General features: G+C 72.5%; 15 protein-coding genes. 11 read left to right on the top strand and 4 right to left on the bottom strand.

Annotated elements, in window-relative coordinates; genetic code table 11:
* Positions 1-17 precede the first annotated feature (17 nt).
* The 3 genes from ACLQ26_RS31915 (at position 18) to ACLQ26_RS31905 (ending at position 3,315) form a co-directional block, all read left to right on the top strand.
* Positions 18-1,361 carry a dipeptidase gene (locus ACLQ26_RS31915; protein ID WP_425748112.1) on the top strand — a complete coding sequence of 448 codons (1,344 nt, stop codon included), beginning with the start codon at positions 18-20 and terminating at the stop codon, positions 1,359-1,361.
* 66 nt (positions 1,362-1,427) lie between these two features.
* A complete protein-coding gene (locus ACLQ26_RS31910; protein ID WP_007464240.1) occupies positions 1,428-1,634 on the top strand; it encodes a hypothetical protein in 207 nt (68 codons plus the stop codon).
* An 88-nt stretch (positions 1,635-1,722) separates the two neighbouring features.
* Positions 1,723-3,315: an ATP-dependent DNA ligase gene (locus tag ACLQ26_RS31905; protein ID WP_425748111.1), complete on the top strand. Its 1,593-nt coding sequence runs from the start codon at positions 1,723-1,725 to the stop codon at positions 3,313-3,315.
* A gap of 10 nt (positions 3,316-3,325) precedes the next feature.
* Here ACLQ26_RS31905 and ACLQ26_RS31900 read toward each other — a convergent pair whose 3' ends face one another.
* A complete protein-coding gene (locus tag ACLQ26_RS31900; protein ID WP_425748071.1) occupies positions 3,326-4,147 on the bottom strand; it encodes an SURF1 family protein in 822 nt (273 codons plus the stop codon).
* Positions 4,148-4,318: 171 nt separating this feature from the next.
* On the opposite strand from ACLQ26_RS31900, the gene ACLQ26_RS31895 reads away from it, so the two are divergent.
* Together ACLQ26_RS31895 and ACLQ26_RS31890 are read left to right on the top strand one after the other, a co-directional pair.
* Positions 4,319-5,716, top strand: a complete 1,398-nt coding sequence (locus tag ACLQ26_RS31895) for a cobyrinate a,c-diamide synthase (RefSeq protein WP_425748069.1) — start codon at positions 4,319-4,321, stop codon at positions 5,714-5,716.
* The gene (locus ACLQ26_RS31890) at positions 5,713-6,282 is read left to right on the top strand and encodes a GNAT family N-acetyltransferase (RefSeq protein WP_363679631.1); all 570 of its coding nucleotides are present in this window, start codon (positions 5,713-5,715) and stop codon (positions 6,280-6,282) included. Before ACLQ26_RS31895 ends, ACLQ26_RS31890 begins: the two co-directional genes overlap by 4 nt.
* 9 nt (positions 6,283-6,291) lie before the next feature.
* Here ACLQ26_RS31890 and ACLQ26_RS31885 read toward each other — a convergent pair whose 3' ends face one another.
* Positions 6,292-8,421 carry a transglycosylase domain-containing protein gene (locus ACLQ26_RS31885; RefSeq protein WP_425748068.1) on the bottom strand — a complete coding sequence of 710 codons (2,130 nt, stop codon included), beginning with the start codon at positions 8,419-8,421 and terminating at the stop codon, positions 6,292-6,294.
* Positions 8,422-8,543: 122 nt separating this feature from the next.
* On the opposite strand from ACLQ26_RS31885, the gene cobC reads away from it, so the two are divergent.
* From cobC to cobA, 3 genes are read left to right on the top strand one after another with little or no spacing between them, the layout of a single operon-like run.
* A complete protein-coding gene (cobC, locus tag ACLQ26_RS31880) occupies positions 8,544-9,623 on the top strand; it encodes an Rv2231c family pyridoxal phosphate-dependent protein CobC (protein ID WP_425748067.1) in 1,080 nt (359 codons plus the stop codon).
* Entirely contained in the window at positions 9,623-10,702 is a 1,080-nt protein-coding gene (cobT, locus tag ACLQ26_RS31875; RefSeq protein ID WP_425748066.1) for a nicotinate-nucleotide--dimethylbenzimidazole phosphoribosyltransferase, read from the top strand. The genes cobC and cobT overlap by 1 nt, the downstream gene beginning before the upstream one ends.
* Positions 10,703-10,742: 40 nt before the next feature.
* Positions 10,743-11,987: a uroporphyrinogen-III C-methyltransferase gene (gene cobA / locus ACLQ26_RS31870; RefSeq protein WP_425748065.1), complete on the top strand. Its 1,245-nt coding sequence runs from the start codon at positions 10,743-10,745 to the stop codon at positions 11,985-11,987.
* A gap of 227 nt (positions 11,988-12,214) precedes the next feature.
* Here cobA and otsB read toward each other — a convergent pair whose 3' ends face one another.
* Positions 12,215-14,779 (bottom strand): trehalose-phosphatase, encoded by a 2,565-nt coding sequence (gene otsB / locus ACLQ26_RS31865; RefSeq protein ID WP_425748109.1) that lies wholly within the window; start codon positions 14,777-14,779, stop codon positions 12,215-12,217.
* A gap of 41 nt (positions 14,780-14,820) precedes the next feature.
* Positions 14,821-16,221 (bottom strand): alpha,alpha-trehalose-phosphate synthase (UDP-forming), encoded by a 1,401-nt coding sequence (locus tag ACLQ26_RS31860; protein ID WP_425748064.1) that lies wholly within the window; start codon positions 16,219-16,221, stop codon positions 14,821-14,823.
* Positions 16,222-16,624: 403 nt separating this feature from the next.
* Between ACLQ26_RS31860 and ettA the strand changes: the two genes are divergently transcribed.
* The 3 genes from ettA to ACLQ26_RS31845 are packed head-to-tail and all read left to right on the top strand — an operon-like array spanning position 16,625 to position 19,463.
* Positions 16,625-18,301 carry an energy-dependent translational throttle protein EttA gene (gene ettA / locus ACLQ26_RS31855; protein ID WP_363679620.1) on the top strand — a complete coding sequence of 559 codons (1,677 nt, stop codon included), beginning with the start codon at positions 16,625-16,627 and terminating at the stop codon, positions 18,299-18,301.
* The gene (locus ACLQ26_RS31850) at positions 18,301-18,747 is read left to right on the top strand and encodes an acyl-CoA thioesterase (protein WP_007464226.1); all 447 of its coding nucleotides are present in this window, start codon (positions 18,301-18,303) and stop codon (positions 18,745-18,747) included. The genes ettA and ACLQ26_RS31850 overlap by 1 nt, the downstream gene beginning before the upstream one ends.
* Positions 18,744-19,463 carry a hypothetical protein gene (locus ACLQ26_RS31845; protein WP_425748063.1) on the top strand — a complete coding sequence of 240 codons (720 nt, stop codon included), beginning with the start codon at positions 18,744-18,746 and terminating at the stop codon, positions 19,461-19,463. The genes ACLQ26_RS31850 and ACLQ26_RS31845 overlap by 4 nt, the downstream gene beginning before the upstream one ends.
* Positions 19,464-19,584: the final 121 nt, after the last annotated feature.

Genomic DNA, 19,584 nt, shown 5'->3' with positions numbered 1-19,584 from the left:
TCATGACCTCACCGATCATGTCCGAGTCCGAGGTGCGGGCCGCCGTCGAGCGGGAGATGCCCGGCGTACGCGCCGACCTGGAACGTCTCGTCCGCATCCCCGGCATCGCCTTCGAGGGCTTCGACCACTCACACGTGGAGCGTTCCGCCGAGGCGGTGGCCGAGCTGCTGCGCGGCTGCGGCCTGGACGTCGACATCGTGCGCTCCGGCGGGCAGCCCGCGGTGATCGGCCGTCGGGCCGCCCCGCCCGGCGCGCCCACCGTGCTGCTCTACGCCCACCACGACGTGCAGCCGGTCGGCGACCGGTCGCTGTGGGAGTCCGACCCGTTCGAGCCGGTGGAGCGCGACGGCCGCCTGTACGCCCGGGGCGCGGCCGACGACAAGGCAGGCATCATGGCGCACGTCGCGGCGCTGCGGGCGTACGGGGACGCGCTGCCGGTCGGTGTGGTGCTCTTCATCGAGGGCGAGGAGGAGTACGGCTCCGACTCGCTTGAGCGACTGCTGATCGAACACCGCGACGAGATCACCTCGGACGTGATCGTGATCGCCGACTCCGGCAACTGGGACATCGGCGTACCGGCGTTGACCACCTCGCTGCGCGGCGTCGTCAACTGTTTCGTCGAGGTGCGCACGCTGGACCACGCGGTGCACAGCGGCATGTTCGGCGGTGCCGCGCCGGACGCGCTGACCGCGCTGGTCCGCCTGCTGGCGACCCTGCACGACGACGCCGGTTCCGTGGCGGTGGACGGGCTTGTCGCTCGCGAGGGGGCCACCGTCGACTACCCGGAGGACCGGGTCCGCGCCGAGGCCGGGCTGGCCGAGGGCGTCCAGTTCATCGGCACCGGCCGGATCACCGACCGGCTCTGGACCAAGCCCGCGGTGTCGGTGCTCGGCATCGACGCGCCGCCCACCGCCGAGGCCCCGAACGCCCTGGTGCCGGCCGCGAAGGCGAAGCTCAGCATCCGTCTCGCCCCGGGCGACGACCCCAAGCGGGCGTACGCGGCGGTGCGCGCGCACCTGGAGAAGCACGCGCCGTGGGGCGCGCAGGTGACAGTCAGCCTGGAGCACGACGGCAACCCGTGCGTGATCGACGCGTCCGGGCCGATGTTCGACGCCGCCCGTTCGGCGTTCCGTGCGGCCTGGGACGGCACGGACCCGGTGGACGTGGGCATCGGTGGTTCGATCCCGTTCATCGCCACCTTCCAGGAGATGTTCCCGGACGCGGCGATTCTGGTGACAGGTGTGGAGGACCCGCACGCCCGCGCGCACGGCCCGAACGAGAGTCTGCACCTCGGCGAGTTCGCCAAGGTCTGCCTCGCCGAGGCGCTGTTGCTGGGCAAGGTGGCCGAGGCGGGGATCTAGACATCTTTCGACCCTGATCAGGGGTTTTCGGCGTGTCGCCGGACGGGTTGTTATAGCCTTTCGTACATGAGTACGAACGAGGTGATGGCCCGGTTGGGGGCCGCCGTCAGCGCACTGGGGGACGTCGACGTCTCCGCGTGGTCCGAGGACACGCTCAACGACCAGCTCGGTGAGCTGTCCGCCGCCCTGGTCGCCCTCGACTCGGTGCTCTCCCGGGTCGCCGGCGAGGTCCGCGCCCGAGGGCTGCGCATCGAGGAGCCCGTCTCCGCCTGATTCCCGCCGCCCCCTCGTGGGCTGCGGCACCGCGCCGACACCGCCCGGGCACGGCAATGCCCGGGCGGTGTCGGAGGTGGCTGGCAGGATGGGCTTCGTGCGGTTCATCGACCTGGCGGCCACCTCCGCCGCCGTGGGCGCCACCAGTGGCCGGCGGGCCAAGGTGGAGCTGCTCGCCGACGCGCTGCGCCGGCTCGACCCGGCCGAGGTGGAGCCCGGCGCCGGCTATCTCGCCGGTGAGCTGCGCCAGCGGCAGACCGGCGTGGGCTACGCGAGTCTGCGCGATCTGCCGCCACCGGCCGCCGAGCCGACGCTTACCGTGGCCGCCGTCGACGCGGCCATCGAGCAGATCGCCGCCGTGGCGGGCGCCGGGTCGCAGGCCCGCCGCCGGGCTCTGCTCGGCGCCCTCTACGCGGCGGCGACCGCCGACGAGCAACGACTGCTCACCGGCCTGTTCGGTGGCGAGCTGCGGCAGGGCGCCCAGGCCGGGTTGCTCGCCGACGCCGTGGCCCGGGCCGCCGAGGTGCCGGTGGCGACCGTCCGTCGGGCCCTGCTGCTCGCCGGTGACCTGCGCGCCGTGGCGGTGGCCGCGCTGACCGGAGGGGCCGCCGAGCTGGCCGGCTTCGGTTTACAGGTCGGCCGACCGCTGGCGCCGATGCTCGCGCAGAGCGCCCCCTCGGTCGACGAGGCGCTCGCCGCGACCGGCACGCCGGCGGTGGTCGACGTGAAGCTCGACGGCATCCGCATCCAGGTGCACCGCTCCGGCGCCGACATCGCCGTGTTCACCCGCAGCCTCGACGAGATCACCAGCCGGGTGCCGGAGGTGGTCGCGGCGGTTCGCGCCCTGCCCGGGCGGGAGCTGGTGCTCGACGGCGAGGCGATCGGCCTGGACGAGACCGGCCGCCCGCTGCCGTTCCAGCAGACGTCCAGCCGAGCCGCCCGACGCACCACACCGAGCACCACCGGTCGCACACCTGTCGCCCCGGCGGTGCTCGCGGCCGCCGCCACCACGGGCGCGACGGTGCTCACTCCGTACTTCTTCGACCTGCTGCACCTCGACGGCCAGGATCTGATCGATCTGCCCGGCCGGGAGCGGTGGACCGCCCTGGCCGGCGCTGTCGATTCGTCGCTGCTGGTCGGGCGGATGGAGGTCGACGGCCCTGAGCAGGCCGGCGCGGCGTTCGCCGCCGCGCTCGACGCCGGCCAGGAGGGCGTGGTGGTCAAGGCGCCGGACGCCCCCTACGACGCCGGCCGGCGCGGCGCCGCCTGGGTCAAGGTCAAACCACGGCACACCCTCGACCTGGTGGTGCTCGCCGTCGAGTGGGGCAGCGGCCGGCGCAAGGGCTGGCTGTCCAACCTGCATCTGGGCGCCCGCGACCCGCGCACCGGCGACTTCGTGATGCTCGGCAAGACGTTCAAGGGGCTCACCGACGAGCTGCTGCGGTGGCAGACCGAGCGTTTCCTCGGCCTGGCCGTGGAGCGCGGCGACTGGGTGGTCCGGGTCCGGCCCGAGCAGGTGGTGGAGATCGCCTTCGACGGGGTGCAGACGAGCACCCGCTATCCGGGCGGGATGGCGCTGCGGTTCGCCCGCGTGGTGCGCTACCGCGACGACAAGTCCGCCGCCGAGGCGGACACCATCGACGCGGTCCGCGCCATCCACGCCGGTCGGCAGAGCGGCTGAGCGGGCCGAGTCAGGCGGACGCGTTCGCCGTCGGCTCGGCCGCCCGGTCCAGCGGGGCCGTCGGGTTGTCCAGGCCGGCCGCCCGGCGTGCCTCGCGGCGGGCCACCCAGCCGTAGCCGAAGAGCGCCATCGCGGCGAACAGCCACCACTGCACGACGTAGCCGAAGTTCTGCCAGTTGTTTGTGTGCCCGACCGGCACGGCCTTGAACACCGCGTCGGCGGCCGGGGTCTGCTCGTCCAGCAGCAGGTAGCCCCCGTAGACCGGATAGGGCAGCTCGCGGGCCAGGCGCGGTACGGCGATCCGCCGCGTCTCCAGCCGGCCGTCGCGGCGGTCCACCGTGCCGGCGCCGCTCTCGGTCTCGTGCACCCGGCCGCTGACAGTCACGTCGCCGCCCGGCGGGGTGGGCACCGACGGCTGGGCGGTCGCCCCGCCCGGCGCGGGCGGGATCCAGCCCCGGTCCACCAGCAGCGCGCTGCCGTCGGCGAGCACCAGCGGCGTGAGCACCTCGAAGCCGACCCGGCTGTCGACAGTCCGACCACGGACCAGGACGGTGTTCGACGTGTCGTACCTGCCGGTGGCGGTGATCCGGGTCCAGACCCTGTCCTTCGCGGGGGCCGGGCCGGCGGTCCCGGGGCCGCCGGTGGGCGCGCGGAACGCGTCGGTAAGCGGGGCCGGGGACATCCGCTCGCCCGCGTCGATCCGCTCGTTGATCTCGGTACGACCTCGATAGCGGTCCAGCTGCCAGTTGCCCAGCCACACCATGACGGCGGAGGCGACCAGGGTCAGCGCGAGGGCGCCCAACCAGCGTGGGCTCAGCAGGAACCGGTACACGGCACCGAGGCTACCCGTATGACCGGGGCCACTGACCTCGACCGGGCCAGGCGGTGCCGGTTGGCGTGGGTCGGCGGTGCTCGCCCGTCGGGGCGGGCGGGTATCGTCACGCGGACGGCTCGGCCCCCAGCCGGTCGTCGCGTACCCGCCGCCGCCCGCGAGGAGTCGCTGATGACAGTCGTGCCGCGCCTGGTGCTCAGCGCCCCGTCCTCCGGGCACGGAAAGAACGCGCTGGCGATCGGGCTGCTCGCCGCCCTGGCCGAGCGGGGTGTCGACGTCGCCGGGTTCAAGCTCGGCCCGGACCACGTCGACGCCGCGTACCTCGGTCTCGCCGCCGGCCGGCCCGGTCGGGTGATCGATCCGCGGCTGGTAGGCGTCGACAGGCTCGCCCCGCTCGTCGCACACGGCGCCGCGGGGGCCGCGCTCGCCGTGGTGCAGGGCAGCATGGGCCTGTACGACTCGGTCGGTGGCCGCCCGGAGCAGGAGTCCACGGCCGCCGCGGCCGCCGCGCTGCGTAGCCCCGTGGTGCTTGTGGTCGACGTGGCCGCGATGGGGCAGTCGGTGGCCGCCCTCGTGCACGGTTTCCGGTCGTACGACGAGCAGTTGTGGCTCGGTGGGGTGATCCTCAACCGGGTGGCGTCGTCGCGGCACGAGGCGATGCTGCGCGAGGCGCTTGACGACGTGGGCGTGCCGGTCTACGGCGCGCTGCGTCGCCAGGACCTGCCGGCCGTGCTGCCGTCGCGCCGGCACGGGGTGGCGCCGGTGGTCGACGCCTCGGCCGACGCGGTCCGTGCGGTGCGCCGGCTGGGCGAGGCCGTCGCCGCCACTGTCGACCTGGAGCGGCTGCTCGGGCTTGCCCGTTCCGCTCCGCCACTGCCGGCGGCGGCCTGGTCGCCGGGGGAGGCGCTCGGTGAGCTGGTCGTCCCGGCGCAGCGCCCGCTGGTGGCGCTGGCCGGTGGGCCCGGTGGCAGCTTCAGCCACCCGGAGACCGCCGAGCTGCTGACCGCCGCCGGCGCCGAGGTGGTCACAGTCGATCCGCTGCGCGACGAGACGCTGCCGGTCGGCACCCGTGCGCTTGTCGTCGGGGGCGCGCTTCCCGAGTCGTACGCCGAGCAGTTGTCGGCCAACAGGCGGCTCTGCATCGCGGTGGCCGAGCTGGCCCGCACCGGCCGGCCTGTGGTCGCCGAGGGCGCCGGCCTGCTGTGGCTGGCCCGGGAGCTGGACGGGTTGCCGATGTGCGGTGTGCTGGACGCGGTGGGTGTGAGCCGCGACGGCCTGGTGGTGGGCTACCGGGAGGCGACCGCCCAGACCGACAGCGTGGTCGCCGCGCGCGACACGGTGGTGGTGGGGCACAAGGAGCATCGGGCGGTGCTCACCCCGCGCGCCGGTCAGCGGCCGGCGTGGAGCTGGGACGGCGGCACGCCTGAGGGTTTCGTGTGGCGCAACGTGCACGCCTCGCAGCTCACCCTGCACTGGGCGGGGCACGCGGCGACCGCCGCCCGGGTGGTGGCGGCGGCGGTCAGCGAGCCGGCGGCCGAGGCGGCGCAGCCTCCCGTGGTGCCCGCGTGATCGGTGAGTTGGCGGTCCGCCGGTTTCCGGCGTTGACCGTCTCCACTCCGCGTACGGAGGTGCGTCGGCTCACGGCGGCGGACGCGCTCGTGGCCGGGGAGATCTTCGCCGACAAGCTGACCCGGCGGTGGCTGCCGCTGGCCGACGACTCGGGCCCGATCGACGGCCACGCCTGGTGCACGGATCTGGCCCGGCAGCGGCGCGACAGCGGCGAGGGCGACCACTACGCGGTGGTCCGTCGGGAGGACGACCAGATGGTCGGCTCCCTCTGGACGCGGCGCACCGACTGGGGCGCCCGGCTCACCGAGGTCTCCTACGCGATGGCACCCCACGCGCGGGGCTTCGGCCTGGCCGCCGAGGCGGTGGACGCGGCGGCCATCGCGCTGATCCTGGAGCACGGTTTCCAGCGGGTCGAGCTGCGGGTCGCTCCCGGAAACCTGGCGTCACGCCGGGTCGCCGAGAAGGCCGGCTTCAGCTACGAGGGGCTGCTGCGCAACGCCGGTTTCGTCGGCGGTGGCCGGGTCGACCTCGAACTCTGGTCGTTCGTGGCGGCGGATCTGCGCTGAGCGGCGCCGTCATCCCACGATGGCGTCCGACGGTGGCGTGAAGTCACGGGTGGGCGTGCCCTTCAGGCCGTCGCGCAGGGTCTCGGCGACCGCCGCGATCGGGATCTGGGACTGCCCGTCACCGACCGCGTTGAACGGATTGTCCGGGTCGGAGATGAAGCTCGCGGCGGCCAGCTCCGGTGTGTAGCCGACGAACCAGGCGGACCGGGTGCTGTCGGTGGTGCCTGTCTTGCCGGCGACCGGGCGGCCGACCGTACCCCGGACGCTGTCGGCTGTCGACCAGCCGCCGCAGCCGCCGCGTGCCGGCCGGTCGCCGGTCGGGCAGCGGGCGGCGTCGGTGGCCGCGCGGGCGGCATCGGCGCTGACCACCTGGCGGCAGCGCGGCTTGGCCACCTCCCGGTGCAGACCGCCCGGAGTGGCGTACGTGGCCGGCGTGCCGTCCCGGTTCATGATCGCCTGCACGGGGATCGCCTCGCAGTAGCGGCCGTCGGCCGCGACGGCGGCGTAGGCGTTCGCCATCTCCAGCGGCGTGGCGTCGGAGACGCCCAGGGTGAACGCGCCCCACTTCTTGGCCTTGCCCGGGGACGCCTGATCCCTGTCGACGTCGGTGCGCCAGCGCAGCCCGAGCTGCTCGGCCAGCCGGACCGCCCGGTCCGCGCCCACCTTCTCCTCCAGCCACACGAAGTACGTGTTGACGGACTTGCCGAAGCCGGACCACATGGTCTGCTGGCCGGTCATCGCGCCGCTGGCGTTGGAGGGCGCCCAGCCGTCGTAGACGTTCGACTTGTAGCGGTACGGGGCGTTGAACGAGGTGGACAGCGTCATCCCCGAGTCCAGTGCGGCCAGCATCGGGAACATCTTGAACGTCGACCCGGCCTGGTAGCCCGGTAGGTCACCGCCGCCGAGCAGCGGTGCCACCGTGTTCGGATAGTTGGCCTTCACCTTCGGGCCGGCCTCGGGGTTGGAGCTGGGTGGGTTGTCGGCCAGATCCAGGGAGTAGTTGCGGTTCACCGCCATCGCCTTCACCCGCCCGGTGCCCGGTTCGGAGACCACGATCCCGTTGGCGAACGGGCTGCCGGTGCCCTCCTTGGCGCCGACGTTCTTCTCCGCCGCGGCCTGGATCTTCGGGTCGATGCTGAGCACGATGCGGTAGCCGCCCCGGCGTAGCTTGTCCATCCGCTCCAGCCGGTTCGTACCGAACGCGGGTTGCGAACTCCACCAGTTCTTCAGGTAGTCGCAGGCGAAGCCCCAGCTGTTGTACTTCTCGATGATCGAGGCGCAGTCGCTCGGCGGGGTGGTGAGTTTCAGCCGGATCGGCTCGGTCTTCGCCGCGGCCGCCGAGTCGGGGGAGAGGTAGCCGAGCTGGCTCATCCGGTCCAGCACGTAGTTGCGTCGCCCGGTGGCCTCCTTCTGGTCGGAGTCGGCCGGGTCGTACTCGGAGGGGGACTTGACCAGCCCGGCGAGGGTGGCCGCCTCGACCGGGGTGAGGTCCTTCGGTGTCTTGGAGAAGAAGATCTCGCTGGCCGCGTAGATGCCGTACGCCCGGTGACCGAAGTACGCGGAGTTCAGGTACCGCTCCATGATCTGTTCCTTGCTCATCTCCTTCTCCAGGTCCAGCGCCATCCGCATCTCCTTGACCTTGCGAATGCTTGTCTGCTGGGTGGCCTCCTGGACCTCCTTGGGCGTGGTCGCGCTGTCCCGCAGGGCCATCCGGACGTACTGCATGGTCAGCGTCGACGCGCCCTGGGAGCCGCCGGAGCGGGCGTTGGACACGAAGGCACGGGCCACGCCCTTGGGGTCGACGCCGTGGTGTTGGTAGAAGCGGGAGTCCTCGGCGGCGACGATCGCCTGCTGGATGTTCGGCGACATGTCCGACAGCTTCGTGTACTGCCGGTACTCCTCGTAGAACATGGTCAGCACGGTCTTGCCGTCCGGGGCGTAGAGGTAGGAGGTCTCGGCGGGCAGGGCGGTGGTCAGCAGTCTGGTCTTCTGCTCCACGGCGTGCGCGGTGGCCTTCGCGCCGAGCCCGGTGAGGGCGACCAGCGGGTACGCGGCGGCGGCGATCACGATGCCGGCGATGAGTCCGGCGCGGAGTAGAGGAACGAGTCGACCAGCGGCAGCAAGGGGTCGGTTGCTCACGTGGTCAAGTTATGACATTTCCGATTCATGCATGAGAAGAACTCATAAACCCGCGAGGTGGTGACATGGCTTACGCCGACATCGACTGTCCCGCCGGCCGCCTTCCCGGCAGGATCGCGGACATGCCCGATCAACCGAGCGCACCGGCTCCGATCGCCGTGGCCGAGCCGGACCTCGCGCACCACGGCGACGCGGAGGCGACCGCCGGGCTGATCGACCTCGCCGTCAACGTCCGGCAGGCGCCGCCACCGGCCTGGCTGGCCGCCCCGATCGCCGCCACCCTCGCCGACCTGGCCCGCTACCCCGACCCGGCGCCGGCCCGCGCCGCCGTCGCCGCCCGGCACCGACGTCACCCGGACGAGGTACTGCTCACCGCAGGCGCCGCCGAGGGCTTCGTGCTCATCGCTCAGGCCCTGCGCGGCGTCCGCCGGCCCGTGGTGGTGCACCCGCAGTTCACCGAGCCGGAGGCGGCGCTACGGGCCGCCGGGCACCCGGTCGAGCGGGTGCTGCTGGACCCGGCCGACGGGTTCCTGCTCGACCCGTCCCTGGTGCCCGTCGACGCGGACCTGGTGATGATCGGCAACCCGACGAATCCCACGTCGGTGCTGCACCCCGCGCGGACCGTGGCCGCTCTCGCCCGTCCCGGCCGGGTGCTGGTGGTCGACGAGGCGTTCGCCGACACCGCCGCCGGGCACAACGGCGAGCCGGAGTCGCTGGCGCAGCGGCGGGATCTGCCCGGCCTGCTCGTCCTGCGCAGCCTCACCAAGACGTGGGGCCTGGCCGGGCTGCGGATCGGCTACCTGCTCGGCGCCCCGGAACTGCTGTCCCGCCTGGCCGCCGTCCAGCCGCTCTGGGCCGTCTCCACGCCCGCGCTGGCCGCCGCCGCGGCCTGCGCCACTCCAGTCGCGGTCGAGGCCGAACGCGCGATCGCCGCCGACCTCGCCGCCGACCGCGACCACCTGGTCGCGCGGCTGGCCGACCTGCCCGGTGTACGCGTCGCGGGCCGCCCGGCCAGCTCGTTCGTCCTGCTGCACCTGGCCGACGCGAGCCGGGTACGGGAGGCCCTGCGCAACCGGGGTTGGGCGGTACGCCGGGGGGACACCTTCCCCGGGCTCGGCCCGGACTGGCTGCGGGTGGCGGTACGCGACCGACACACCACCGACGCGTTCATCGAGGTGCTGCGCGAGATCATGGAGGCATGATGCTGGAGACCACTATCGCTGCCATCCGGCCACTGGACGAGGCGGCGATGGCCGCTGCCCGCGAGCTGCACGGTCGGCTGACCAAGCCGGCGGGCTCGCTGGGCCTGCTGGAGGACCTGTCGGTACGCCTCGCCGGGCTCGCCGGAGCCTGCCCACCGCCGATCCCCGAACCGGCCGCCGTGGCGATCTTCGCGGGCGACCACGGAGTGCACGCCCAGGGCGTCAGCCCGTGGCCGCAGGAGGTGACCGCACAGATGATCGGCAACTTCCTGGCCGGCGGCGCGGTCGTCAACGCGTTCGCCCGGCAGGCCGGCGCCTCGGTCACCGTGGTCGACGTCGGAGTGGCCACCCCGCTGCCCGTCGGCGAGGTTTCCGATCCGGCCGACCCGTCCGCGCCCCGACTGGTCGCCGCCTCCGTGCGCCCAGGCACCCGCGACCTCACGGTGACCGCCGCGCTCACCCGCGACGAGGCCCTGGAGGCGGTGCGGACCGGCATCCGGATCGCCGACGAGCTGATCGACGCCGGTGCCGGCATCCTGCTCACCGGGGACATGGGCATCGGCAACACCACCCCGGCCGCCGCGCTGATCGCCGCGTTCACAGGCGCCGACCCGCTCGACTCCACCGGCCGGGGCACCGGGATCGACGACCCGACGTACGCCCGCAAGGTGGCCCTGGTGCGGGCCGCGCTGGCCCGGCACGCACCCGATCCGGCCGACCCGCTGGGCGTGCTCGCCGCCGTCGGTGGCCTGGAGCACGCCGCGCTGGCCGGGCTGATCCTGGGCGCCGCGGCCCGCCGTACGCCGGTCCTGCTGGACGGCGTGATCGCCGTGTCCGCGGCGCTCGCCGCCGCGGCGTTCGCACCGGACGCGGTCGCGGCCATGGTCGCGGGGCACCGCTCGGCCGAGCCGGGCGCAACGGTGGCGCTGCGTCACCTCGGCCTCGATCCGCTCATCGACCTGGGGCTGCGCCTCGGCGAGGGCACCGGCGCCCTGTTGGCGTTGCCGGTGGTCACCGGCGCCGTCCGTGTGCTGCACGACGTGGCCACCTTCGACTCCGCGGGGGTGGCCGAGAAGTGACGGTGTCCAACGAATGGGCGGCCCGGCCCGGTGGTGCGGCGTGAGTGCCAGCCCGTACCCTCTCGGCCTGCGGCTCGACGGGCGGCGCGTGGTAGTGGTGGGCGGCGGCGCGGTCGCCACCCGCCGGGTGCCGGCGCTGCTGGACGCCGGCGCGGACGTCCTGCTGGTGTCGCCGGAGTTGACCCCGGCGCTGCGGGCCCGGGTGGACGCGGGTCGGCTGCACTGGGTGCCGCGCCGGTTCGCCCCGGAGGACCTGGACGGGGCGTGGCTGGTCCAGGTGGCGATCGACGACCCGATGGCGGCGGCCGCGGTGAGCGCCGTCGCCGCCGAGCGGCGGATCTTCTGCGTACGGGCCGACGACCGGACAGCCGCCACGGCCTGGACTCCGGCCGTGACCCGACAGGGGCCGGTCACCGTGGCCGTGTTCGGCGGGGGCGACCCCCGGCGGGCGATGACCGTCCGCGACGCCGTCCGTGACCTGCTCGCGGCCCGCCTGGTGGCGGACGACGTCGCTCCGCCGCAGGGCTTGCCCGACGCGCAGGCAACGACCGGCCCGACCACTGGGCGGGTGGCGCTCGTCGGGGCGGGCCCGGGAGACCCGGAGCTGATCACCGTGAAGGGCTGGCGGCTGCTCACCGAGGCCGACGTGGTGGTCGCCGACCGACTGGTCCCCGGGTTGCTCCTGGACGAGCTGCGCGCCGACGTCGAGCTGGTGGACGCCTCGAAGATCCCCTACGGCCCGTCGCGGGCGCAGGAGGAGATCAACCGGATCCTGGTCGACCGTGCCCTGGCCGGTGCCTTCGTGGTCCGGCTCAAGGGCGGCGACCCGTACGTCTTCGGTCGTGGTGGCGAGGAGCTGCTGGCGTGCGCCGAGGCGGGTGTGCCGGTGACCGTGGTCCCCGGGGTCACCAGCTCGATCGCCGCTCCGGCGGCGGTCGGCATCCCGGTCACCCACCGGGGGGTGGCGCACGAGTTCACAGTGGTCTCCGGGCACGTGGCACCCGACTCGCCGGCCTCGCTGGTGCGCTGGGACGCCCTGGCGGGCCTGCGCGGCACCCTGGTGATCCTGATGGGGCTGAAGAACCTCGCAGCCATCGCCGAGACGCTTATCGCGCACGGAAAGTCGCCGCAGACGCCGGCCGCCGTGGTCCAGGAGGGCACGACGGGTGCCCAACGGACGCTGCGGTCCACGCTCGACGCGGTGGCCGCGGACGTGCTCACGGCGGAGGTGCGACCGCCGGCCGTGGTCGTGGTGGGCGACGTGGTGGAGGCACTCGACGGGTGAGCAACCAGGTTTGCGGGTTAGTGGGCCAGGGCGTGATCGACTCGGCCTCATGGAAACCGGGGCATCTCAGCCACCAGACACCCCAGATTCAAGGGAACCGAGTCGATCAGCGCCACGCCGAGCCAGGATCAGCACCGGCGAGGGCGTGGTAGCCGGACAACAGGGCCGAACGCGCGGACGGGGCCGGAGGCGCAAGCGCCTCCGGCCCCGTATCACGAGCGGTGGGACTACTGCTTGAGCATGTTGTCCAGCAGCAGGGCACAGCGGATCAGACCCAGGTGGCTGTACGCCTGCGGGTGGTTGCCCAGGCCGCGCTCGGCGAGCGGGTCGTACTGCTCGGGGAGCAGCCCGGTCGGGCCGGCGGTGAGCACCATCTGCGCGAACAGCTCCTCGGCGTCGGTGCGGCGTCCGGTGCGCAGGTACGCCTCGATGAGCCACGCCGTGCAGATGTGGAAGCCGCCCTCACGGCCGGGCAGGCCGTCGTCCCAGTGGTAGCGGTAGACGACCGGGCCGCTGCGCAGGTCCGCCTCGATCTTCAGGACCGTGGACAGGAAGCGCGGGTCGTCGCCGGGGAGCAGGCCGGAGAGCCCGATCCAGAGCGACGAGGCGTCCATGTCCTCGTCCCCGTACGCGACGCTGTACGCCTCGACGTCGGAGTGCCAGCCGTGCTCCAGCACGTTGGCGCCGATCCGGTCGCGCAGGTCCCTCCACTCGGACCGGTCCTCGCCGCCGTGCTGGCGCATCACGTGCAGCGCCCGGTCGACTGTCATCCAGCACATCACCTTGGAGAAGACGTGGTGCCGGGGTGGCAGCCGGGCCTCCCAGATGCCGTGGTCGGGCTCGTGCCAACGGCGGCGGACCGCCTCGACCATGTTCTCCAGGACCCGCCACTCATCGTCACGAACCGAGCCGCGCGCGTCGGCGACGGCCGCGATCAGGTCGGCGATCGGGCCGAACACGTCCAGCTGGAGCTGGTGGTTGGCGAGGTTGCCGACCCGGACCGGCCGGGAGCCGGCGTACCCGGGCAGCGTGTCGATGACCGCCTCGGCGCCCAGCTCGTAGCCGTCGATGGTGTAGAGCGGGTGCAGCCGTTCCGGGTGGCCACCGGTGCGCTCGATGCAACCGTCGACCCACCGCAGGAACGCCTCGGCCTCCTCGATGGAACCGAGGTCGACGAGCGCGCGGGCGGTCAGCGCGGCATCGCGCAGCCAGCAGTAGCGGTAGTCCCAGTTGCGGACGCCGCCCAGCTCCTCGGGGAGCGAGGTGGTGGCGGCGGCCAGGATCGATCCGGTGGCCTCGTGGCAGAGCCCGCGCAGGGTGAGCGCGCTGCGGGCCACCAGCTCGCGGGAGGTGGACGGCAGTCGCAGCGAGGCCACCCAGTCCTTCCACGGCTGCTCGGCCGCGGCCTGCCGCTCGTGGATCGGCACCCGGTGGTGCTCCAGGCTGTGCGTGCCGAAGCGCAGCTCCAGCACGACCTGCCCACCGGCGGCGGAGAGGTCGACGACAGCCTTGGCGGTCTCGTACCCGCCGTCGTTGTTGACCTGCCACTGGACCCCGGGGGAGTAGAGGGCGACCGGCTCGTTGGAGCCGAGCACCAGCAGGCCGTCGCCGAGCGGCTGCATCTGCACGGCGACCTGACCGAACTCGGGTCGGGGCGCGAACTCCAGCCGCACCCGGCCGCTGCCGGTGAGCACCCGGACCAGTGTCGAGTCGCCGGTGATGACCGCCGGGCTGTCGTCCGGGGTGGTCTCCCGGGCCGGCTTGTCCAGCCAGTCGGTGACGGTGAGCCCGGACCACCGGGTCTCGACAGTCATCGTGCCGGAGCGGTAGCGCTGGCCCAGCGGGATGCCCCCGCGCTCCGGGGCGACGCTGAAGTGGCCTGCCGGGCTGCCACCGACCAGGTCGGCGAAGATCGCCGCCGAGTCCGGCTTGGGGTGGCAGAGCCAGCTGACCTTCGCCTCCGGCGTGAGCAACGCGACGGTACGACCGTTGGCCAGCATGGAGTGCCGCTCGATGGGCACCGCCCGCTCGCCGAACAGCCAGTGCCGACGGGTCTCCAGCAGCAGCCCGAGCGCGCGGGCGGCCTCGATGGGCTCGGCCACCCGGAAGCCGGCCTTGGTCTCGCCAGGGCCGATCTTGATGCCGAGGTCCGGGCCGTGCAGGTTGCCGAAGGCGTTCTCGTCGGTGACGTCGTCGCCGATGAAGAGCACCGCGCTGGCCGAGAGCTGGGTCCGGAGTTGGTCGACGGCGGTGCCCTTGTGGGTGGCCACCACGGACAGCTCGATGACCTCCTTGCCCTGCGTCACAGTGACGCCGTCGAAGCTGGCCGGACCGTTGCGGACCGCCTCGATGGCCGCGGCGGCGACCTGCGGGTCGACACCCCGGGTGTGTACGGCGACGCTTGCCGGCTTGCGTTCCAGCCGGATGCCCGGGTGCTCGGCGGCGATCTCGCGCAGCGCGTTACGCACCTGGGTGCGGACGGCGACCAACTCGGGCGAGAGGCGCTCGACGAAGCCGATGTCGAACTCGGAGCCGTGGCTGCCGACGAGGTGCACCTCGCTGGGCAGCCGGGAGAGCGTGGCCAGATCCCGCAGCGCCCGGCCGGAGACCACTGCCACATTCGTCTGCGGCAGCGCGGCGAGCGCCCGGATCGCCGCCACCGCCTCGGGCAGCGGTACGGCGGTGCTCGGGTCCTCCACGATCGGCGCGAGTGTGCCGTCGTAGTCGCAGGCGATCAGGAGTTGGGGTACCCGGGCGATCCGGCCGATGGCGGAGCGCAGCTCCGGGTCCATCACCCCGGTGGCGATCGCCGCTCCGTCGTTGACGGACGTGTTCACGCGTCCTCCGCCTCGGGAACTCCGAGTTCGGAGAGGAAAGACTTGGCCCAGTGCCCCACGTCGTGGGTACGCAGGTGACGTTGCATTGTCCGCATCCGGCGGCGCGCCTCGCTTTTTTCCACGTGCACGGCCCGGAGCAGGGCGTCCTTGACCGCGTCCGGGTCGTGCGGGTTACACAAAAAGGCCTGGCGCAGCTCCGTTGCGGCGCCGGCGAATTCACTGAGCACGAGCGCACCGCCCTGGTCGGCACGGGATGCGACGTACTCCTTTGCCACGAGGTTCATGCCGTCTCGCAGCGGGGTCACCATCATCACGTCCGCAGCAACGTACATCGCGGCCAGTTCACTGCGACTGTACGACTGATGGAGGTAATGCACGGCAGGCACGCCGACTCGGCCGAATTCGCCATTAATCCGACCAACCTCGCGCTCCACCTTGACCCGAAGTGCCTGGTAGTGCTCGACGCGCTCGCGGCTCGGCGTGGCCACCTGCACCATAACGGCGTCTGGAACTGTCAACTTTCCGTCAGCGAGCAACTCGCGGAACGCCTTGAGCCGCAACTCGATGCCCTTGGTGTAGTCGAGCCGGTCCACGCCCAGGATGATCGTCTTCGGGTCGCCCAGCTCGGCGCGAATCTGCTTGGCCCGCGCCTGGATCGCCGGGTCGGCGGCCATCCGCTCCATCTCCTGCGTGTCGATGGAGATCGGGAAGGCGCCCGCCTTCACCTGCCGACCGTCGACCTGGATCATCTGCCCCTCGTAGCGCAGCCCGAGCAGGTGCCGGGCCAGCCGGACGAAGTTCTGCGCGGCCAGCCGCTGCTGGAAGCCCACCAGGTCCGCGCCGAGCAGACCGCGCAGGATCTCGGTGCGGAACGGCATCTGCATGAACAGCTCGATCGGCGGGAACGGGATGTGCAGGAAGAACCCGATCCGCAGGTCCGGGCGCAGCTCGCGGAGCATCGCCGGGACGAGCTGGAGCTGGTAGTCCTGCACCCAGACCGTCGCGCCCTCGGCCGCGACGTCCGCCGCGGCCTCCGCGAACCGGGCGTTGACCAGGCGGTACGCCTCCCGCCAACGCCGCTTGTACGCAGGTGTCTCGACCGCGTCGTGGTAGAGCGGCCAGATCGTCGCGTTGGACTGGCCCTCGTAGTAGCGCTCCAGCTCCTCGGCGCTGAGCGGAACCGGATGCAGCCGGATGCCCTCCAGGTCGAACGGCTCGGGGGCGGCGCCGGTGCCGCCGGCCCAGCCGACCCAGGTGCCCTTGTGTTCGGCGAGCACGGGATGCAGCGCGGTGACCAGCCCGCCCGGGCTGCGTCGCCACTGCCGTCCCTCGGGTGTGCTCACCTCGTCGACCGGCAGACGGTTCGCCACTACGACAAAGGAGCTACGGACGGTCACGATCGGCCACCTCCGGGTGCTGACGGGTCCACCGCGATGAGCGTACTGAGCGTAGCTGCGGCGTCTTGTGCCCCGTGCCGGAGTCTCCTACCCGCCTCGTACTCCTCGAAATCCTGAGGGTGATCTTGTCGACAACCGGGGTGATCGACTCGGGTTTCTTGAAACTGGTGTATCCAGGCGCGGGGGACGGCCCGATTTCCATAAAGTCGAGTGGATCATGGGTTGGCGATCGCTCTCCGCGTACTCCTGGGGCGGGGTGATGTGGGCGAAGCGCGCCGTACCTGTCAGGATTGACGATGGCGTGCGCGCGGCCGGCTCCCGGCCGGCGGCGGCGGGTGCAGGTCCCAGCCCGCGCCGCGCCGCCGACTCAGGCGACAGCAATCCGACGGAGGTAGCCCGCACCGTGGCCCAGTACATCTACGTCCTGGAAAAGGCGCGCAAGGCGCACGGCGACAAGGTCGTGCTCGACAACGTGACGCTGAGCTTCCTGCCGGGGGCCAAGATCGGTGTGGTCGGCCCGAACGGCGCCGGTAAGTCCAGCCTCCTCAAGATCATGGCAGGGCTGGACAAGCCGAGCAACGGCGAGGCCCGGCTGATGCCCGGCTACACCGTCGGCATGCTCGCCCAGGAGCCCCCGCTCAACGACGCCAAGACCGTCCTCGGCAACGTCGAGGAGGCGGTGGCCGAGACCAAGGCCAAGCTGGAGCGGTTCAACAAGATCGCCGAGCAGATGGCGACGGACTACTCCGACGAGCTGATGGAGGAGATGGGCAAGCTCCAGGAGGAGCTGGACCACGCCGACGCGTGGGACATCGACTCCAAGCTCGAACTCGCCATGGACGCGCTGCGCTGCCCGCCGCCGGACGCCGACGTGACCCAGCTCTCCGGTGGTGAGCGCCGCCGCGTGGCGCTCTGCAAGCTGCTGCTGGAGGCACCGGACCTGCTGCTGCTCGACGAGCCCACCAACCACCTGGACGCGGAGAGCGTCTCCTGGCTGGAGCAGCACCTGGCCAAGTACGCCGGCACCGTCATGGCGATCACCCACGACCGGTACTTCCTGGACAAGGTGGCCGGCTGGATCCTGGAGCTGGACCGCGGCCGGGCCATCGGGTACGAGGGCAACTACTCCACCTACCTGGAGAAGAAGGCCGCCCGGCTGGCCGTCGAGGGTCGTCGCGACGCCAAGATGAAGAAGCGCCTCACCGAGGAGTTGGAGTGGGTCCGCTCCAACGCCAAGGCCCGGCAGACCAAGTCCAAGGCCCGCCTCGACCGGTACGACGAGATGGCCAACGAGGCGGAGAAGACCCGCAAGCTGGACTTCGAGGAGATCCAGATCCCGCCGGGCCCGCGCCTGGGCAGCACGGTGATCGAAGCGAACGACCTCAGCAAGGGCTTCGGCGACCGGCTGCTGATCGACAACCTGTCGTTCTCGCTGCCGCGTAACGGCATCGTCGGCATCATCGGCCCGAACGGCGTCGGCAAGACCACGCTGTTCAAGACCATCGTGGGGCTGGAGGAGCCGACCGGCGGCGAGGTCCGCGTCGGCCCCACCGTCTCGCTGTCGTACGTCGACCAGAACCGGCAGGGCCTCGACGGCGACAAGACCGTCTGGGAGGTCGTCTCCGACGGTCTGGACTACCTGATGGTGGGCAAGGTCGAGATGCCGTCGCGGGCGTACATCGCCGCGTTCGGGTTCAAGGGTCCGGACCAGCAGAAGCCGACCAAGGTGCTCTCCGGCGGTGAGCGCAACCGGCTCAACCTGGCGCTGACCCTGAAGATCGGCGGCAACGTCATCCTGCTCGACGAGCCGACGAACGACCTGGACGTGGAGACGCTCTCCAGCCTGGAGAACGCCCTGCTGGAGTTCCCCGGCTGCGCCGTGGTCATCTCCCACGACCGGATGTTCCTGGACCGGGTCGCCACGCACATCCTGGCCTGGGAGGGCGACGACCAGGACCCGGCCAAGTGGTTCTGGTTCGAGGGCAACTTCGAGGCGTATGAGAAGAACAAGATCGACCGCCTCGGCGCGGAGGCTGCCCGGCCGCACCGGGTGACCTACCGCAAGCTGACCCGCGACTGATGTCCGACCGGTTCGTCTACCACTGCACGCTGCGCTGGTCCGACCTGGACGCGTACGGCCACGTCAACAACTCGCGCTTCCTCACGCTCTACGAGGAGGCGCGGGTGGCGTTGATGTTCGCCGGCGGCCGGGCGTGGGGAGTGGGCTCGTTCGCCGACGGAGTGGTGATCCGCCGGCACGAGGTCGACTATCTGCGCCCGGTCGACTACGCGCTGGGTCGGGCCACCGCGGAGGCCGCGCCCACCGTCCGCATCGAGCTGTGGGTGGAGGAGATCAAGGCGTCGCGGTTCACCGTCGCGTACGAGCTGTACGACGGCGAGGTGCTGGCCAGCCGCGCCCGCTCGGTGCTGGTGCCGTTCGACCTGACCCGCCAGGTGCCCCGGCGGATCACCGCCGAGGAGCGGGATTTCCTGCTCACGTACGCCCCGCAGGGCGGCGGGGCGTGACGCGGCCGGGCGCCGCCGGCCCGGACCGGGTGGCGGCGTCGCCGTCCACGCACGGCGTGACAGGCGTGGCCGACGCGGGTGCCTTCCTGGCCCGGTTGGTCCGGCTGGACGCGGCGGCGCCGGTCCGGCTGCGGCCGGCCGGCGCACCCGGCCGGGTCGCCCTGTTCGCCCGGCTGCCGTGGCAGGTGCTGGTGACCCGCACTGTCGCCGGTGCGGCGGCCGGCGACGTCACCGTGGGGGCCGCCGACCTGCTGGCCGAGCTGGAACGCGGTGGCGCGGCGTTGCCGGCCCGCCGCGACGCGCAGTGGCGCTGGCCGCTGCCACCGGCGCGCAGCGAGCCGGTGGAGGTACTGCCCGGCGTGGAGCTGCGGCGGATCGCCGACGCGGCGGCGGGCACCCTGCGCACCGCGAGCGAGCAGGGGGTGGCGGGCCGCGCGGTGGGTCAGCGCGCGTTGCGCGACGCGCTGCTCGACCACGTCGCCGTACGGGTCACGCCGGACGATCCGCCGGGCCCCGCTGTCGAGGTGCCGCAGCGGTTGGTGCAGGGGCTGGTACGGCTGGGTTTCCTCGGCGCGGTCGACGCCCCGGCGGGCTCCGAGGTGCAGGTGCGGGTGGCCGGCCGTTGGGTGGGCCTGGTGGCACCATATGGAGCGGCCTGGTTGCAGAAGGCCACCGATCTTGCCGTGACACCCCTCACAGCTCGTCCGTTCGGATGACCCCTGCTCATTCTTCTGGACCGGTGCGGCCGTTGGGGGGATGCTTCAACCCGGCTGTCCGGGTACCGTCCATCCTCGGATCCAACGCACCGTAGGCGACTGGATCCGCTGGGGAGTGAGG

The sequence above is a fragment of the Micromonospora sp. DT43 genome (assembly GCF_049841645.1).
GTDB lineage: Bacteria > Actinomycetota > Actinomycetes > Mycobacteriales > Micromonosporaceae > Micromonospora.
The sequence above is the reverse complement of the archived record's forward strand: the minus strand, read 5'-3'. Positions and strand labels throughout refer to the sequence as shown.

Coding starts and splice junctions, on each gene's coding strand:
- ACLQ26_RS31915 (WP_425748112.1), top strand. CDS start 18: ATGTCCGAGTCCGAGGTGCGGGCCGCCGTCGAGCGGGAGATGCCCGGC.
- ACLQ26_RS31910 (WP_007464240.1), top strand. CDS start 1,428: ATGAGTACGAACGAGGTGATGGCCCGGTTGGGGGCCGCCGTCAGCGCA.
- ACLQ26_RS31905 (WP_425748111.1), top strand. CDS start 1,723: ATGGGCTTCGTGCGGTTCATCGACCTGGCGGCCACCTCCGCCGCCGTG.
- ACLQ26_RS31895 (WP_425748069.1), top strand. CDS start 4,319: ATGACAGTCGTGCCGCGCCTGGTGCTCAGCGCCCCGTCCTCCGGGCAC.
- cobC (WP_425748067.1), top strand. CDS start 8,544: ATGCCCGATCAACCGAGCGCACCGGCTCCGATCGCCGTGGCCGAGCCG.
- cobT (WP_425748066.1), top strand. CDS start 9,623: ATGCTGGAGACCACTATCGCTGCCATCCGGCCACTGGACGAGGCGGCG.
- otsB (WP_425748109.1), bottom strand. CDS start 14,779: ATGGACCCGGAGCTGCGCTCCGCCATCGGCCGGATCGCCCGGGTACCC.
- ACLQ26_RS31850 (WP_007464226.1), top strand. CDS start 18,301: ATGTCCGACCGGTTCGTCTACCACTGCACGCTGCGCTGGTCCGACCTG.